Annotated in this window: 15 protein-coding genes; 6 read left to right on the forward strand and 9 right to left on the reverse strand. The window is 74.4% G+C overall.

Annotated elements, in window-relative coordinates; translation table 11 throughout:
- The first annotated feature begins 56 nt into the window (after nt 1–56).
- On the forward strand, nt 57–317 hold the full coding sequence (locus ACH4TG_RS26545; RefSeq protein WP_398245026.1) for an antitoxin: 261 nt from the start codon (nt 57–59) through the stop codon (nt 315–317).
- A gap of 90 nt (nt 318–407) precedes the next feature.
- On the opposite strand, the gene ACH4TG_RS26550 is transcribed toward ACH4TG_RS26545, so the two are convergent.
- From ACH4TG_RS26550 to ACH4TG_RS26560, 3 genes are read right to left on the reverse strand one after another with little or no spacing between them, the layout of a single operon-like run.
- On the reverse strand, nt 408–1,256 hold the full coding sequence (locus ACH4TG_RS26550) for a hypothetical protein (RefSeq protein WP_398245027.1): 849 nt from the start codon (nt 1,254–1,256) through the stop codon (nt 408–410).
- Nucleotides 1,253–1,474 (reverse strand): sigma factor-like helix-turn-helix DNA-binding protein, encoded by a 222-nt coding sequence (locus ACH4TG_RS26555; RefSeq protein ID WP_398245028.1) that lies wholly within the window; start codon nt 1,472–1,474, stop codon nt 1,253–1,255. Before ACH4TG_RS26555 ends, ACH4TG_RS26550 begins: the two co-directional genes overlap by 4 nt.
- Nucleotides 1,456–1,776: a sigma factor gene (locus ACH4TG_RS26560; protein WP_398245029.1), complete on the reverse strand. Its 321-nt coding sequence runs from the start codon at nt 1,774–1,776 to the stop codon at nt 1,456–1,458. The genes ACH4TG_RS26555 and ACH4TG_RS26560 overlap by 19 nt, the downstream gene beginning before the upstream one ends.
- Nucleotides 1,777–2,070: 294 nt before the next feature.
- Between ACH4TG_RS26560 and ACH4TG_RS26565 the strand changes: the two genes are divergently transcribed.
- Nucleotides 2,071–3,570 (forward strand): glutamate synthase subunit beta, encoded by a 1,500-nt coding sequence (locus ACH4TG_RS26565; protein WP_398245030.1) that lies wholly within the window; start codon nt 2,071–2,073, stop codon nt 3,568–3,570.
- Nucleotides 3,571–3,600: 30 nt separating this feature from the next.
- On the opposite strand, the gene ACH4TG_RS26570 is transcribed toward ACH4TG_RS26565, so the two are convergent.
- Nucleotides 3,601–4,836, reverse strand: coding sequence for an SGNH/GDSL hydrolase family protein (locus tag ACH4TG_RS26570; protein WP_398245031.1), 1,236 nt, complete (start codon nt 4,834–4,836; stop codon nt 3,601–3,603).
- A 266-nt stretch (nt 4,837–5,102) separates the two neighbouring features.
- Here ACH4TG_RS26570 and ACH4TG_RS26575 point away from each other — a divergent pair, with 266 nt between their 5' ends.
- Together ACH4TG_RS26575 and ACH4TG_RS26580 are read left to right on the forward strand one after the other, a co-directional pair.
- The gene (locus ACH4TG_RS26575) at nt 5,103–5,753 is read left to right on the forward strand and encodes an HAD family hydrolase (RefSeq protein WP_398245032.1); all 651 of its coding nucleotides are present in this window, start codon (nt 5,103–5,105) and stop codon (nt 5,751–5,753) included.
- 141 nt (nt 5,754–5,894) lie between these two features.
- Nucleotides 5,895–7,352, forward strand: coding sequence for an MFS transporter (locus ACH4TG_RS26580; protein WP_398245033.1), 1,458 nt, complete (start codon nt 5,895–5,897; stop codon nt 7,350–7,352).
- 48 nt (nt 7,353–7,400) lie between these two features.
- On the opposite strand, the gene ACH4TG_RS26585 is transcribed toward ACH4TG_RS26580, so the two are convergent.
- A complete protein-coding gene (locus tag ACH4TG_RS26585; RefSeq protein ID WP_398245034.1) occupies nt 7,401–8,075 on the reverse strand; it encodes an endonuclease in 675 nt (224 codons plus the stop codon).
- A gap of 371 nt (nt 8,076–8,446) precedes the next feature.
- Here ACH4TG_RS26585 and ACH4TG_RS26590 point away from each other — a divergent pair, with 371 nt between their 5' ends.
- Nucleotides 8,447–8,614 carry a hydrophobic protein gene (locus tag ACH4TG_RS26590; protein WP_398245035.1) on the forward strand — a complete coding sequence of 56 codons (168 nt, stop codon included), beginning with the start codon at nt 8,447–8,449 and terminating at the stop codon, nt 8,612–8,614.
- 80 nt (nt 8,615–8,694) lie between these two features.
- Here ACH4TG_RS26590 and ACH4TG_RS26595 read toward each other — a convergent pair whose 3' ends face one another.
- From ACH4TG_RS26595 to ACH4TG_RS26605, 3 genes are all read right to left on the reverse strand, one after another.
- Complete coding sequence (locus ACH4TG_RS26595; RefSeq protein WP_398245036.1) at nt 8,695–9,594, reverse strand: GvpL/GvpF family gas vesicle protein; 900 nt, start codon at nt 9,592–9,594, stop codon at nt 8,695–8,697.
- A 346-nt stretch (nt 9,595–9,940) separates the two neighbouring features.
- Nucleotides 9,941–11,527, reverse strand: coding sequence for a glycoside hydrolase family 88 protein (locus ACH4TG_RS26600; protein WP_398245037.1), 1,587 nt, complete (start codon nt 11,525–11,527; stop codon nt 9,941–9,943).
- A gap of 277 nt (nt 11,528–11,804) precedes the next feature.
- Complete coding sequence (locus ACH4TG_RS26605) at nt 11,805–12,410, reverse strand: helix-turn-helix domain-containing protein (protein WP_398245038.1); 606 nt, start codon at nt 12,408–12,410, stop codon at nt 11,805–11,807.
- 194 nt (nt 12,411–12,604) lie between these two features.
- On the opposite strand from ACH4TG_RS26605, the gene ACH4TG_RS26610 reads away from it, so the two are divergent.
- On the forward strand, nt 12,605–14,206 hold the full coding sequence (locus tag ACH4TG_RS26610) for an MFS transporter (RefSeq protein WP_398245040.1): 1,602 nt from the start codon (nt 12,605–12,607) through the stop codon (nt 14,204–14,206).
- An 84-nt stretch (nt 14,207–14,290) separates the two neighbouring features.
- On the opposite strand, the gene ACH4TG_RS26615 is transcribed toward ACH4TG_RS26610, so the two are convergent.
- The gene (locus tag ACH4TG_RS26615) at nt 14,291–15,142 is read right to left on the reverse strand and encodes a methyltransferase (RefSeq protein WP_398245042.1); all 852 of its coding nucleotides are present in this window, start codon (nt 15,140–15,142) and stop codon (nt 14,291–14,293) included.
- Nucleotides 15,143–15,626: the final 484 nt, after the last annotated feature.

A 15,626-nucleotide genomic window follows, 5' to 3' on the forward strand; every position in this document is an offset into this window, starting at 1 on the left:
CACGCGCCACTGCCGCACGGGCCGTGAAGCGCGCTGCGGGAAAGGAGAACTGACAGGTGTTCGAGAACCTCAAGAACCTCAAGAACCTCAAGGACAAGGCCGCGGAGATCGCCGAGACCCATGCCGACGCCATCGAGGGCGGGCTGGAGAAGGTCGGTGACTTCATCGACGACAGGACCAGCCACAAGTACGGCGACAAGATCGAGGCCGGCGTCGAGAAGGCCCAGGGGCTCATCGAGCGTCTCGGCGAGAGCAAGGACGAGGCCAAGGACGAGGCCAAGGCCGAGGGTGACGGCAAAGACACGCCCTCGCACTGACATCCCGGCGCGGCCCGCTCACGGCGGCCGCGCCACGGCCCGGCGGGCGCGGTCGGTGCGGGGCACCGGCCGCGCCCGCGGCCGTGCGGGTCACCGGCAGGTGACGCTCACCCGGCCGGTGGTGTCGTCCACGCCGAGCATGAACGGGGGCGCGCCGTCCAGCGTCACCGACCAGCCGTGGACCACGGTGCCCGAGGTGGGCGTGTCCGCGAGCCAGGTGGCCGGCGCGGGACGGCCGCAGTCCGCGACGCCCTTGCCGGCGGCCCCATGGTGCCCGTAGCGGCCGGCCACGGCGGGATCGCCGGGATCGCCGCGGCGCGGACCGCAGGTGATCCCGCTGATCCGGCCGGTGACCGGATCCAGGGTGAGGGACGCGTGCCGGTCCAGCAGGGTCGTGCCCCGGTAGAACAGCACGCTCGACGGGTCGGCCGCGAGCACGCCGTCGGCCCGCGCGCCGCACGTGGCCCCGAGCCCGCCGTCGCCCCACACCTCGGTGAACGCCGCAGCGCTGGTGAACAGCGCGCGCACCTGCGCCAGATGCACCTTCCCCCGCGTCCCGGGGTTCTGGTACTTCGTCGCCGCGGGGAACAGCCCGCGCACCACCGCGTCCGCGTCGAGCGGTGCCGACGGCGCCGCGGTGCGGGTCGGGGTGCCGGTCGCCGGCGGCAGCGGCCGGTCTCCGTGGCCGCCCCCCGCGGCGAGCACCGCCACCGCGGCCGTCGCGGCCGCGGCGGCGACCACGGCCGCGGCGAGCGTGAACCGCGAGCGCCGGGTGGCGCCGGACGCCCGCGCGATCGCCCGCGGATCGAAGTGCGGCGGCTGCTCGCGCGCGGCGAACTCGCCCAGCGCGGCAGTGAGTTCCGCTTCCAGGAGGGGGTCGGCGGCCGAGTCGTGCTCCACGGTCGGCTCGTCCGCCGCGTCCTTGCGCTCCGGTGTCATCGGGTACCTCTCCCGGTAGGGCCGGCAGCCTTGTCGTCGGCCGCCGCGCGCAGTTTGGCCAGCCCCCGCGCGGCCTGCGACCGCACCGTGCTCTCGCGGATCCCGAGCGCGGCGGCGATCTCCGCATCCGCCATGTCGTCGAAGTAGCGCAGGACCAGGACGGTCCGCATGTTCACCGGCAGGGCCCGCAGGCCCCGCATCAACGCGTCGCGGGACACGATCTGCTGGTAGGCGTCGTGCCGCGAGGCGGGTCGCCGCGGGGGAGTGGCACCTCGGTGCCCGCGGCGCGCCGGAGCCGGTGCCGGTCGTACACCAGGTTCACCAGGACCCGCCGCGCGTACGCCTCCGGTGCCTGGGCGCGGCTCACCGTCCTCCAGTGGCGGCACAGCCGTTCCAGGGTGGACTGCACCAGGTCCTCGGCCTGCCCGCGCTCCCCGGTCAGCAGGACCGCGGTCCGGAACAGCGCCCCCGATCTCGCCCGTACGAAAGCGCTGAACTCCGCCAAGTCGTCGGGACGCATTCCCACCCCCTGTTCGCGCCATCCGTTCAGTGTCCTCACGCACGCACCAGACGGAGGAGGCCCCCGTCCTGCTGCACGCACGCCCGCCCGTTATGCAGCCGTGACCCCCGCGGAGGCCCGGTGCCGTGGGTGCAGGAGGCCGCGAAGGCCGGACGCGCCGGCCGGCCTGCCCGTGAGGATCGGGCGAGAGGGCCGGACGGTATCCCTCCGGACGGAATCCCTATATACGGACAAAGCGGTCATAGACTGGCGGGAACGATGCAGGGCCCCGCGCGTGCGCGAGGGAGGCGGCGCATGACCGACATCCACGGGTTCATGAAGTACCCCCGCCGGCCGGCCCCGGCCAGGCCGGTCGAGGAACGGCTGGGGGACTGGAACGAGGTCTACGCCGGGCAGGAGTTGCTGCCGTTCGCCTCCGAGCAGGCCGCGCGCTGCATGGACTGCGGCATACCGTTCTGCCACAACGCCTGCCCGCTGGGGAACCTCATCCCCGAGTGGAACGTGTACGTGGAGCGCGGCGACTGGCGGGCGGCCGCCGAGCGGCTGCACGCCACGAACAACTTCCCGGAGTTCACCGGGCGGCTGTGCCCGGCGCCGTGCGAGGAGGGGTGCGTGCTGGCCATCAACGCCGAGCCGGTCACGATCAAGAACATCGAGCAGGCGATCGCCGACCAGATCTGGGAGCGCGGCTACGCCGAACCGCAGCCCCCGGAGCGGCTCAGCGAGAAAAGCGTCGCCGTCGTCGGCTCCGGGCCCGCGGGGCTCGCCGCCGCGCAGCAGCTCACCCGCAGCGGTCACACGGTCGTCGTCTACGAGCGCGCGGACCGGGTGGGCGGGCTGCTCCGCTACGGCATCCCCGCGTTCAAGATGGACAAGGGCCAGCTGGACCGCCGCATCGGGCAGATGAGGGCCGAGGGCACCACCTTCCGCACCGGCATGGACATCGGAGGCGACCTCGACGCCGCCGAGCTCACGACGCGGCACGACGCGCTCGTCCTCGCCGTCGGCGCCCGCGAGCAGCGGGACCTCCCCGTCCCCGGCCGGCGGCTGTCCGGCATCCACCAGGCGATGGACTACCTGACCCTCGCCAACCGGACCGCCGAGGGCGACTACGCCACGTCACCCGTCGACGCGGCGGGCAAGCAGGTGGTGATCGTCGGCGGCGGCGACACCGCCTCGGACTGCCTGGGCACGGTCCTGCGCCAGGGCGCCGCCTCCGCGCTGCAGCTCGACATCAACCCGGAACCGGACACGGCCCGGCGGGACGCCGAACCCTGGCCGACCTACCCGAAGGTCTACCGGATCTCGCACGCCCACGAGGAGGCCAGGGGCCGGGCCGGCACCGACCCGAGGGTCTTCTCCGCCGCCACGCTCCGCTTCGAGGGGAGCGCGGCCGGCCGGGTGTGCGCCCTGCACCTGACCGAGGTGGAACCCGCGGCACGGCGCCCCCGGCCCGGCACCGAGCGGGTGATTCCGGTCGACATGGTGCTCCTCGCCCTGGGGTTCTCCGGCCCGGAACGGAGCACCGGACTGATCGAGCAGCTCGGGCTGACGCTGGACGGCCGCGGCAACTTCGCCCGCGACGGGGACTTCGCGGCACAGACCTCCCACCGGGCGGAACCGGAAGGGCCGGGCGGGGTCTTCGTCGCGGGCGACGCCGGCCGCGGCCAGTCACTCGTGGTGTGGGCCATCGCGGAGGGCCGCTCCGCCGCCGCGGCCGTCGACCGCCATCTGACCGGCAGCACCGCGCTGCCCGCGCCCATCGCTCCCGGCGACGGCCCCCTCACCGTGTGACGCCCCGCGCGGCCAGACAGGCGGCACCGGTCAGTCCGGGTGGCGCAGGGCCAGTTCGCCGAGCGTCGTCAGGTCGACGGTGCCGGCCATCGCCCGGTAGGCGGCGGCGTCGGGGTGCAGGTGGTCGCCGCTGTCGTAGGCGGGCAGCAGGCGGTCGGGGTTCGACGGGTCGCGGACGGTCGCGTCGAAGTCGACCACCGCGTCGAAGGCCCCGCAGGTGCGGATCCAGTCGTTGACCAGGGCGCGCTGGGCCAGCGCGTCCGGGCCGCAGCTGGAGTAGCCGCCGCACGGTGTGACGGTGAAGCCGACGGCCTTCAGCCCGGCATCGTGGATCCGCGCGGCGATGGCCGAGAGCCCGCCGATCACCTGGTCCGCAGGGACCTTGCTCGCCGTGAGGTCGTTGACGCCCTCGAAGACCAGCACCAGGGACACGCCCGGCTGGTCCAGCACGTCCGCGTCGAGCCGGTGCTGCGCGCTGACCCCGTACAGCGGCGGCTGCCGGTCGAGCGTCACCTCGTTGCCGCCGATGCCGGCGTCGGCCACCGCCTCCAGGTGCCCGGGAGGACCGGCGGCGATGCGGGCGAACAGGTCGTCGGTCCACCGGGTGTTCGAGTTGTCCGCGGTGCCGGTGCCGTCGGTGATGGAGTCGCCGAGCGCCACGATCGTGCCGACGTGCGGCGGGGCCAGGACGTCGAGGCCGTCCACGAAGAACCAGGACGAGGTGGTGCCGGTGAACGCGGTGCCGTCGCTGTCCGCGGTGTGGTCGCCGGCCGCCAGGTACGAGGTGGTGTGTGCGGCGTTGTGGTAGGTGGCGGGACCGGTGGCCGCGGCGCTGAACAGGCTGACCGCCAGCGCCTGTCCCCGCCCGACCTTCAGCGGCAGCGGGTCGCTGGCCACGTCCTCGCCGGCCGGGACGGTCACCGACGTCGCGCCGTCGAAGGTGAGCGGGGCGACGTCGGTGGCGGCCGGACCGCCGGCGAGCCCGACGGTCGCCGCGTCGAAGGTGACCGGCCGGGTGCCGTACCGGTTGGTGAGGCGCACCCGCACAGCCGGACCGCCGATGCTGGTGTACACGACGTTGCGGATCGTCTGGTCGGTCAGGCCGGTGTGCGAGAGGCCGGAGGAGTTCGCCGCGGTGGGACCGGCCGTCCAGGTCGCGGTCCAGTGCTCGCCGTGGCCGGTGGCGCGCGCGGCACCGGTGCCGGGCAGGGAGAGGGCGACACCGAGGCCGGCGACCATCGCCGCGCGGGTGAGGGCGCGCATCATGACGCGACCACCTCCGGGACGGTCCGCGGGCCGGTCAGGGGGACGCGTGGCTGAGTGATCATCGACGTTCCTGACTGTGGTGGGTGGTGGACGAGGAAGACTCCGTTCACACTTGTAGACCAATATCAGGTATGTGAAAGATGGTGCAGGAAACGGACCTTAGGCCCGACCTCACACCCCGTCAAGGCATCGCGCACGCCGCGCTGCGCGGCCACCCGGAACCGGCCCCCGGCCGGAGCGATCACCCCGCGCCCTATGCTGCGGTGATGATCAAGCCCATCGAACTCGTCATCTTCGACTGCGACGGCGTCCTGGTCGACACCGAGCGCATCGCCGTACGCGTCCAGGTCGCCCTCGGTGCGGAGCTGGGGTGGCCGCTGACCGAGGCCGAGGCCGTGGACCTGTTCATCGGGCGCTCGCACGCCGCCAACCGCGCGCAGGTCGCCGACCGGCTCGGCGAGGACACGGCCGCCGTCTGGTCGCAGCGGTTCGAGCAACTCCACCGCGAGGCGGTGGACGCCGGGCTGACCCCGGTCGAGGGCCTGCCCGAGGCGCTCGACGCACTCGCCCTGCCCACCTGCGTCGCCTCCAGCGGATCGCACGACAAGATGCGGCACACCCTGGGCCGCACCGGGCTGTACGCACGCTTCGCGGGCCGCATCTACAGCGCCACCGAAGTCCCGCGCGGCAAGCCCGAGCCCGACCTGTTCCTGCACGCCGCCCGGCGGATGGGCGTCGACCCCGCGGCCTGCGCGGTCGTCGAGGACAGCCGGCCCGGCGTCCAGGCGGCCCGCGCCGCCGGCATGCGCGCCTTCGGCTACGCCGGCGGACCGACCCCGGCCGAACGCCTCGAAGGCCACGGCACCGTCGTCTTCCACGACATGCGCGAGCTGCCGGCCCTCGTCGCCGGGCGGTGACCCCGCGGCGCGGCAGGGGCTGACGGCCGCTCATGTCCGGCCGCTTCCCGAGCCGGAGGCACGGTACGGCCGCGGGCAGGTCACCCGACTGACGTGACGTCAACGCCCGGACCTGCGCCGGACGGGTGCGACACTGCGCGGATGACTGTCTCGCCCGCAGCCGCCCTGCGCCGGCTGCGCGCCCTGGGCCGGGGGGCCCGGACGCGGGCGGGCCGCACGGTCGGGGGCGAGCAGTCGCTGCGCGCGGTCCTGCTGCTGGCCTTGGTGGTCAGCCTGGACGGGGCGGACAAGGGCACTCTGGCGGTCAACGCGGTCAGCCTGGAGCAGGCCTTCGGCGTCGGGCACACCGCGATCGGCCTGCTGGCCTCCATCGCCTCCCTGACCAGCGCGGCGTTCACCCTGCCGATCGGCGTGCTGACCGACCGCGTGGTCCGCGTCCGGCTGCTCGGCGCCAGCATCCTGCTGTGGGCCGTGGTGACCCTGCTCTCCGGCGCGGCCACCTCCTACGGCTGGCTGGTGGCGGCGCGCGCCCTGCTGGGCGCGGTCACCGCGACCTCGGGTCCGACCGTTGCCTCCCTGGTCGGCGACTACTTCCCGATGGCCGACCGGGCCCGGCTGTACGGCTACATCCTGGTCGGCGAGTTCGTGGGCACGGGCGTCGGGATCGCCGTCACCAGCGCGGTCTCCGCGGTGCTGTCCTGGCGGTACGCCGTCGCCTGGCCCGCGATCCCCGCGGCGGTGCTCGCCTGGTTCGCCTGGCGGGCGAGGGAACCGGCGCGCGGCGGCCAGAACCTTCCCCAGCGGGACCTCGCCGCACCGGGACGCGACCAGGGCGAGGCGGCCGGGGGCGCGGAACCGGGCGCGCCGCATCGGCCGCCGGGCGGCGGCCGGACGCCGGCGGGCAGCACCGCGCTGCGCCGGGACACCGACCCGGCGGACCTGCCCTGGCTGCGCGTGGTCGGCTACGTCCTGCGGATCAGGACCATACTGATCATGATCGTCGCGTCCACGCTCGGCTACTTCTTCCTCGCCGGCGTGCGCACCTTCGCCGTGCTGTTCGCCACCCAGCAGTACGGGGTGACGCGCGGCGTGGCCGGCATCCTGACCCTGCTGGTCGGCGCCGGCGGGGTCGTCGGACTCGTGGTCGGCGGCCGGACCGCCGACCGGCTGCTCGCCGGCGGCCGGACGAACGCGCGGGTGATCGTCCCCGTGATCAGCCTGTTCTGCGCCTCCCTCGTCCTGGCCCCCGGACTCGTGATCCCCGCCCCGGGCATCGCCGTGCCGCTGCTCATACTGGGCACCGGCCTGCTGGCCGCGACCAACCCGCCGCTGGACGCCGCCCGCCTCGACGTCGTGCCGCCGCCGCTGTGGGGGAGGGCCGAGTCGGTGCGGACCGCGGCCCGCACGCTGGGGGAGTTCGGCGCGCCGCTGCTCTTCGGCTACGCCTCGTCGCACGTGTTCACCACGCACGGGCTGCGCTGGACCTTCCTCGTCTCCGTGCTCGCGCTCCTCGCCGCGAGCCTGCTCGGCACCCTGGCGCTGCGCACCTATCCCGGCGACGTCGCGGCGGCGGCCGCGGCGACGGCTCCCGCACGGTGACCCCTGACCGCTGCTCTCGTGGCAGGGTGGGGGCCCGCGCTGCCGGGGTCAGCGGGAGGTGCGGCCGGCCACGTCCTCGGCGACCCGCTTGTCGAGCGCGGAACGCACCAGCGCCGCCGCCAGAGCCGGGTAGTGGTCCCGGTCCGCCAGCCCGGCCAGCTCCCGCGCGGTCGTCGGCAGGCCCAGCCGCCCGGCGCCCTGCACCGTCTTGCCGTCGAAGTACGGCGCCACCTCCGGCCACACCCCCTGCACCTCCCGGAGGAAGATGTCCGCGCCGACCGGCCCGAGGCCGGGCGTCACCGCACGCAGCAGGCGCTTGTACTCCGCCAGCGCCTCGCCCTTGGGCCTGCGCCCGACCTCGTCGCGCAGCGCCCGCAGATCGCCGCCGTAGCGCTCCAGCAGCAGCGCGGCGCCCTCGCCGAGCTGGGTGGCCGTCCGCACGTCGTAGCGGCGGTAGTGCCCGGCGCCCAGGGCGTCCATGCGCTGCTGCCACGTGGCGTCCGCCATCCGCCGGGGATCGCGCATCCCCGCGCCGAACAGGGCGCGGGCGGCGTCGATCGCGACCTCCGCCCTGATCCGGGCGCTGAGCAGGCTGGACAGCACGAGCAGCTGGTAGAGCGGCTGAGGGGTGTTCCGCAGACGGATGCCCGCGTCCTCGGCGTAGGTGCGGCCGTGCGCCGCCAGCAACTCGTGCGCGGTCTTCCGTTCGGTCCTCGTGGCCATGGTCGAGCGACCCCCTTCGCGGGCGTCCTCCCCCCCCGGCATCCGTTCCCCCCGCGGACCGATCCGTCTCGGACCGGTCCCTCGAGCCGCGCGTGCCCCTGCGGCGGAACGTCAAACGCCCGGTACGTCCCGATCCGCGGGACGCGCGGGCCGGACCCGCGGACCGCACCGGATCCCGCCGGGCACCGCGGAGCCGCGGCGGCCCGACCGTCCGCCCCGGCCCCGGCCGCCCGCTGTCCCCGCCGGCCCGGGCGCGCACGGTGCTCTCCGCCGCGCACGGCGGTCCTGACCTCCGGCGACCGTGGTCCGGGCCGGGCGCGTGCATCGCGGCCCACTCCCGGGGCAGGCGATGGTTGAAGGAAGGAGGAACGATGATCGGTCTGATAGCCGTTCTGCTTCTGGCCGTGCTGCTCTTCGGCATCGGCTTCGCCGTCAAGGTCGTGTGGTGGGTCGCCCTCGCGGTCCTCGTGGTCTGGCTGCTCGGGTTCGTCTTCAGGGCCGCCGAGGGCGGTGGACGCCGGCGCTGGTACCGCTGGTGAGGTGACGGGGGACCACCCGTGCCGACCGCGCAGGCGGCGCGCCCCCGCAGCCGCGAGGATGCCGGTGACGGGTCCCCCGGCTACCCGGCCCCGCCGGCCCCCTCCATCGCCTCGGCGGCGAAGTCGTAGGCGGCCAGCGGCCCGAGCAGCCGGAGGAGGGCGCGCCCGTGCCATTCGCGGGCCAGGCCCTCCACGGCACGCTCGAAGGCGGCCCGCCGGTCGTCGCTGATCAGGAAGGCGACGTCCGCGACCGCGTCGTCCGTCGGGTCGGGCGACACCGCCAGGGCGTCCGCCAGCGGCCCCAGCCGCTGCGTCATGAACGCGGTGTCCCCCGCCCGCCTGGCGTCGACGGCCTCGGCCATCAGCTCGCCGAGCCGCATCCGCTGGTAACGGGCGGCCTGTTCCCGCAACCCCCCGAGGGACGCGCGCACTTCGGCGATGTCGGGGCGCTCGGCGAGGATCCGGCGCAGCAGCGCGTCCACGTCGTAGACCGCCCGCACCGTGAACTGCGCACGGCCGCTGAGCCGTTGAAGGGCCGTCACGAAAGCGTCGTGGTCCCTCGCGAGCAGGTCCTCGGCGACCTGCTTCCGGTCGTGGAAGACGGTGCCGAACCGGAACGGCAGCACCGGGGCGCCGGTCGCGGCCAGCGTGTTGAGCACCTGCGTGTGCGCCCGAAGATCCTCGGGCGCGCCCAGGGCCCCGCCGTCCGGCAGCGGGCTGACGGCCGCGGCGAGCCCGCCGTGCCGGACGTAGCCCACCCGGGCCCCGGAATCGCCACCCACGGCGGGGAGTTCCCCGACCTTCGGGTCGGCCTTCGCCTCGGCCACCACGCCGTAGACATAGCAGCGCGCGCCCTTCGCGCCGGCGCTCGCAGACTGCTGCTCTGCGCCCGGCTCCTGCGGCGGCTGGTCTGCGTCCGGCTTCCGCGGCGGCTGCGCCTGATCCGGCTCCTGCGGCGGCGTCTCGTCTGCCGTGGCCATCACCGGCTCCGAAGCGGCCGTCATCGTGCCCGGCGGAAGCGTCCGCGCAGGCGACCGCCCGTCGCTGCCACGGCCGCCGTTCCGGTGGTCATGAACCGCCTCCTCGTCCGCCGGGGCGATCATCACGCCTACTTGTGCCCGCTGCGCCCCCGAGGAAACGGTATATGCCCGATTTGTCGCCGAGCGGGTGGCCTGCGCGGAAGCCTTCACGGCGTGACGCCGGGGTCGCGGAGCGTGTGCGTTCCCGCAAGCCCCGGCGCGGGTCCGCCCCGGCATCGCGGCGCGGGTGCAAGCGCTGCGGTGCCGGGGCGGACCCGCTGGTCAGTTCCGGAGGGCGACGGTCACGTCAGTGGTGCAACTCCTCGTTGAAATAGAGGAATGCGCCCAGCCCGTGGAAGTCGTTCGTGGCCTGGGGGCGGTTGATGTAGTACGCGTAATCTCCGACGTTGGTGCCGACGGAGATCGTCGTCAGATACGTCAGGCCGTCGCTGTGCAGGGAGATCCGGTCCAGTTCGCCGCGCTTCCCGGCTTTCACCGTGGCCAGGTAGTCGTCGGGGGAGACGTAGCCGCGCTTGACCGCGGTGTCGACGGTCTGCGTGAACATCGCCGAGCACGACGTCTCGGTCCAGTTGCCGGCGCTGCCGCCCTTGTCCACGACCTGGAACCACCGTCCGGTGGCCGGGTCCTGGGAGGCGGCCATGCCGTGGACCAGCTTGCGGACGATCGCGATCAGCTGCCCCCGGTGGGGCTGGTCGGGCGGGATCAGGTCGAGGATCTCGGTGGCGGCGACGCCGTACCAGCCGACGGCGCGGCACCACGTCTCGGGCGCGAGCCCGGTCTTCGGGTCCGCCCACGACGCGGCCCTGGACGCGTCATAGGCGTGCTTCATCAGGCCGTTCGGCTGCTGCAGATGGCTCGCGTAGACCAGGAGCTGGTTGACGGCGATGTCGAACGACTGGGTGCTGTCGCCGATGTACGCGCCGTACTGCGCCATGAAGGGGTCGGCCATGAACGTGCCGTCGGACCACAGCTGGTCGGCCCGGTCGGCGCTGTTCGCGTGCCAGAACCCGCCGTCGCTCGTGGTCGGATAGCCGGCGCCCGGCAGGAGCCGGTCGTGGATCTGCTGGGCGGCCAGCCGGTACCTGGCCTCGCCGGTCTCGCGGTACATCGCGATCATCACCTGGCCCGGCATCATGCTGTCCAGGCTGTTGAAGCTGTTGTTGATGTGCCCCGAGGCGTCCACGAAGCGGTCCGCCCACGCCTTGACGTACGCGATCAGGGCCGCCCGGCGCGTGGGATCCGCGGTGCGCTGCGCGAGCTGGTACTGGCCCATCATGTAGAGGGCGACCGGGTAGCTCCATCCGCCGACGGTCGCCGGGGTGTACCGGCGCATGGTGGAGTCCACCAGCGCGTCCGACCAGTCCGTGGTCTGCTGGTCGGACACCGTCAGCGAGTCGAGGTTGGGCAGACCGCCGGCCGTCGTGCTGGCGACGCGGATCAGGTTGGTGCCCTTCTCCAGGGTCACCGGGACCCTCGCGACGGCCCAGGTGTCCCAGTTCGCGGTCGGGCCGAAGGCCGGCGCGGCCGCCTGGGCGCTGTTGACGCTGACGGTCCCCTGGCGTCCCGTCGCCGTCCCGTTCGCGTACCGCAGGGACAGGACGGCGTCACCCGCGGCCGCTGCCGGCACGCTGAACTCGACGTAGGCGCCGACCTCGTTGGTGGTGTTGACGAAGCCCGTCCCGGTGAAGCCGGTGTGGTCGGAGTCCACCGTGCCGTGGAAGACGGTGGCGTCCTCCGCCTCGTACAGCGCCGGTGCGGCGGGGAGTGCGACGGACGGCGGCGGCGCCGTCGCGTGCGCGGGACCGGAGGCCACCGCACAGCTCGCGGCGAGTAATCCGATCACGACCGCTGCTGCTGAAACCCTTGTGCGCACGGAGTCTCCTGTCCGGCCTGAGCGCTGCGGCTCTACCTGGTGAGGGCGGGAAAAGGCGGGTCAGGACGCCGGTGGAGGGCGACGTCCGCTGTGCTCGCATCGATCGAGTGGTGCGCGTGTGACGAGAGGTCCCGCTGGGGTGCGTGTCGTTCACCAGGAAGGGATCGTGGCTGCGAGCCCTCGGGAAGTCAAGGGGTAATACGAATTAGCGCGTACGCCGGGCGAAACAGCCGCGGTGGAACGTGACGTGCGGCGCGCGTCGGTGCCGTCGGTGCCGTCAGTCGCGGGTGTCCTGGGGGTCGCGGTCGCGGCCGTCGATGCCGGTGTCGCGCTGGTGGCCGCGGCGGGCGTCGCGGTCGAACATGCCCAGGATCTCGCACGGTCCGCCCTCCGCGCCGAGCGCGTGCGGCATCATCGTGGGGAACTCGGCCGCCTGGTTGGTCTCCACGCGGAAGCGGCGGTGGCCCAGCATGAGGACGGCGGTACCGGACAGCACGACGAGCCACTCCCGGCCCGGATGGGCGCGCATGCGGGCCGGATTGGCCGGCGGCGGCCCGGTGATGCGCTGACGCACGACGCTCACGCCGGGATCGCCCTTGACCGACCAGCGCATCATGCCGTGCGCGCTGTCGATCATCGGGCTGCTGACCACGTCGTCGGCCGCGGTCTCCACGAGCTGGTCGAGGGTGGTGTCCAGCGACCGGGCGAGGGTGACGAGCTGGTCCAGGGCAAGGCGCCGCCGGCCGTTCTCGATGCGGCTCAGCGAGGACTGGCTGATGTTGGCGCGGGAGGCCAGTTCTTCCAGTGACCAGCCCTGCGCGACCCGCAGGGCGCGGATCCGCTTGCGCACCAGGCTGTCCAGGTCTCCACTTTCTTGCTCCATGGGCAACAGCCTATGCCTGTGGAGCAGGGTGCGCTTAGCGTCGTGTGCGGAGGGCCCGGGCGGCGCCACGACCGGCGACGGTCCCGCCGCCCCCGCCCGCCGCGCGCCCGCGCCGTGGCCGGGCCCCGCTCCACCCACTCCGTGACCGGTCCCGCTCCGGCACCGGTTCCGCACGCCCGTTTCGAGAGGAACCCATGAGCACGCACCAGCCTCCCCGTCCGGCAGCCGCCGAGGGGAGCGGCGAGGGCGCACCGGACGCGCGCCGGCTGCGCTCCATCCTGATCGCCGTGTCCGTCGCGCTGATGGCGGTCATCGCGTCGGTGTCCGGGCTGAACGTCGCCCAGACGCATATGGCCGTCGACTTCGGGGCGTCGCAGAGCACCGTCCTGTGGATCATCAACGTCTACACCCTGACGCTGGCCGCGCTGCTGCTGCCGCTGGGCGCGGCCGGCGACCGGCTGGGCCGCAAGCCCATGCTGCTCGCCGGGCTGGGCGTCTTCGGTGTGGCGAGCGTCGCCGGGGGCCTGGCGCCGACCGCCGCCGTGATGCTGGCCGCGCGCGTGGCCGCCGGGATCGGCGCCGCGATGATCATGCCGGTCACGCTGGCCGTCATCACCTCCACCTTCCCCGAGGAGGAACGCGGCAAGGCGATCGGCGTGTGGACCGGCGTCGCGGGAGGCGGCGGCATCCTGGGCATGTTCCTGTCCGCGCTGCTCGTCGACGTGGCGGACTGGCGGTGGCTGTTCGTGCTGCCGGTGGTCCTGGTCGCCGCGGCCCTGGCGATGACGCTGAAGGCGGTTCCCAACTCCCGCGAGCATTCCGATCGTTCCTTCGACACCGGCGGCGCGCTGGTGTCCGCCGTCGCCGTGGTCGGGCTCATCTTCGTGCTGCAGGAGGGGCCCGAGCGCGGCTGGACCGCACCGGTGACGCTCCTCGCGCTCGGCATCGGACTCGTGGCCGCCGCCGCCTTCGTGGCCTGGGAGTTGCGCCGCGGGGGCGCCTCGCTGCTGGACGTGCGCCTGTTCCGGGAGCGCGGCCTGGCCGGCGGCTCGCTCACCCTGCTGGTCGTCTTCGGCGTCCAGTCGGGCATCGCGGTGGTGCTCTTCCCCTTCTTCCAGGCCGTGCTCGGCTGGTCGGGACTGCTGTCCACCCTCGCGCTGATGCCGATGGCCGTCATGATGATGGCGACCTCCGGCCTCGCTCCCAAGCTGGCCGCACGCGTCGGCGCCCGCGCGACCATGGCCGCCGGAGTCGCGCTCGCCGGCGCCGGACTGGCCCTGATGGCCCTCCTCGTCTCGGTCCGCGGCGGCTACCCGGCCGTGCTGCCCGGCATGCTCGCCATGGGCGTCGGCATGGGGCTGTCGATGACGCCCTCCACCGAGGCCATCACCGGCTCGCTGCCGCGCGAGAAGCAGGGCGTCGCCTCCGCCCTCAACGACGTCACCCGCGAGTTCGGCACCGCGCTCGGCGTCGCCCTGCTCGGCGCGCTGCTGTCCGCCGGCTACCGGAGCGCCATCGGCGACCGCCTCGGCGGCATCCCGAGCGGGGCCGCGGACACCGCGCGTGAAGGCGTCGCCAACGCCGTCCAGGTGGCGGGCAGTACGGGCCCGCATGCGCAGGACCTGGTCCACGCCGCCCAGCAGTCCTTCGTCGACGGATGGCGGCAGGCCATGTGGGCGGGAGTCGCCGTCATGGCCGCGCTGTTCGTCGTCCTCCTCCTGCGCGGCCCGAAGGACGCGGGCGCGGCGACGGCGGGCGACAGCGAGCCCGAGACCGCCGAAGCCATCGACGCCTGACGGCAGCTCATATAGCCGTTGCAGCAGGGATGTTGAGGAGGACCGCTCTGCACTCCCCGGCGGTGGACCCGTCGCCGCCCGGGGTCAGCGGCGCCGGTAGACGGTGGCCAGGACGGAGACGGTGACCTCGGCGGGCAGGGGCCCGCCGACCGCCAGGTCCGCGCGGCCGACGTGGTGCGCGCTCGGCGTCATGGCCACCAGGTCCAGGGCCTGCGGCCCGGTCACCGGCGCGGTGTACTCCACCCGTTCGGTGAGGCCGGGGTCGAACCAGGGGTCCAGCGCCCGGTGCAGGCGACGCTCCTTGGCCGGGTCGACGGCGACCATCGCGGGTACCCGCGCGCGCAGTTCGGCCAGGTGCCGGCCGGTGGGGCGGACCACGACCAGCCGGCCGGACGGGCGCAGCACCCGGTGGAACTCGGCCGGGTTGCGCGGGGCGAACACGTCCAGCACCACGTCGGCCGCCGCGCCGGCCAGCGGAAAGGGGCGGAAGACGTCCCACGCCGCAGCGGCGGCCCGCTCGTGCGCGCGGGCCGCCGCGCGAAGCGCGCGCACCGAGGTGTCCAGCCCCAGACCGCGGGCGCCGGGCAACCGGTCGAGCACGCCGGCCAGGTAGTAGCCGGTGCCGCAGCCCACGTCCACCACCGTCGCCCGCTCGGGTGCACCGGCGGCCGCCAGCCGGGCCACGGCGTCGCGGAGCGGCGCGTACGAGCCGGTGGACAGGAACCGGCACCGGGCGCGGGCCATGGCCGCGTCGTCACCGCTGGTGGCGCGCGGACCCGTCAGCAACGCCGCGTAGCCGTGGCGGGCGATGTCGAAGGCGTGCCCCGCGGGGCAGCGCAGCGCGCCGCGGTCCGGATGCAGGCGGCGGCTGCGGCACGCCGGGCAGCGCAGCAGGTCGAGGGACGACTCCAGGGCAGGGGAAGGCGACACGGGCACGGGGCACTCCTGGCAGGCGGAAGGGGAAGGGGCCGTGCCTGCCCGGGCCCCGGCACCCGCCGCCTCGGGGCGGAACGGACGGCGCCGGAACGCGGCTCACGCAGCAGGCACACCGAGGAGGGCGACGCCGTCCGGCGCCGCCCTCAGCGTCTTCCCGCTAGACGAAGCAGTAGTGCGGAGTGCTCAGGAATGCCACGCCCGCAGTCTACGGGCGCCGGTGGGGAAGGCGACGGCGGCGTGCCGCCCCGGCCGGGCGGTGCCGCGGCGTCGATGCCGGGCTGGGAGAAGGCGCCGGGAACGCCCGGCCGGTCCCACCGGTTCGACCGGCCGGGCCAGCACGACGGCACGCCCGAAGACCCGGGGGACAAAACGGCAGACCTCCGGCTCCCCGGTCCCCGACCGTGCGCCGTCCCCCGGTCCCCGCCCGCGCGCCTCGGCCGTCGTCCTCGCCCGCACCGCGGCGGGCCGTGGCCACCGCTCCTCC

Origin of the sequence: Streptomyces sp. NPDC020917 (assembly GCF_044333795.1) — a bacterium.
In the GTDB taxonomy this organism is placed as follows: domain Bacteria; phylum Actinomycetota; class Actinomycetes; order Streptomycetales; family Streptomycetaceae; genus Actinacidiphila.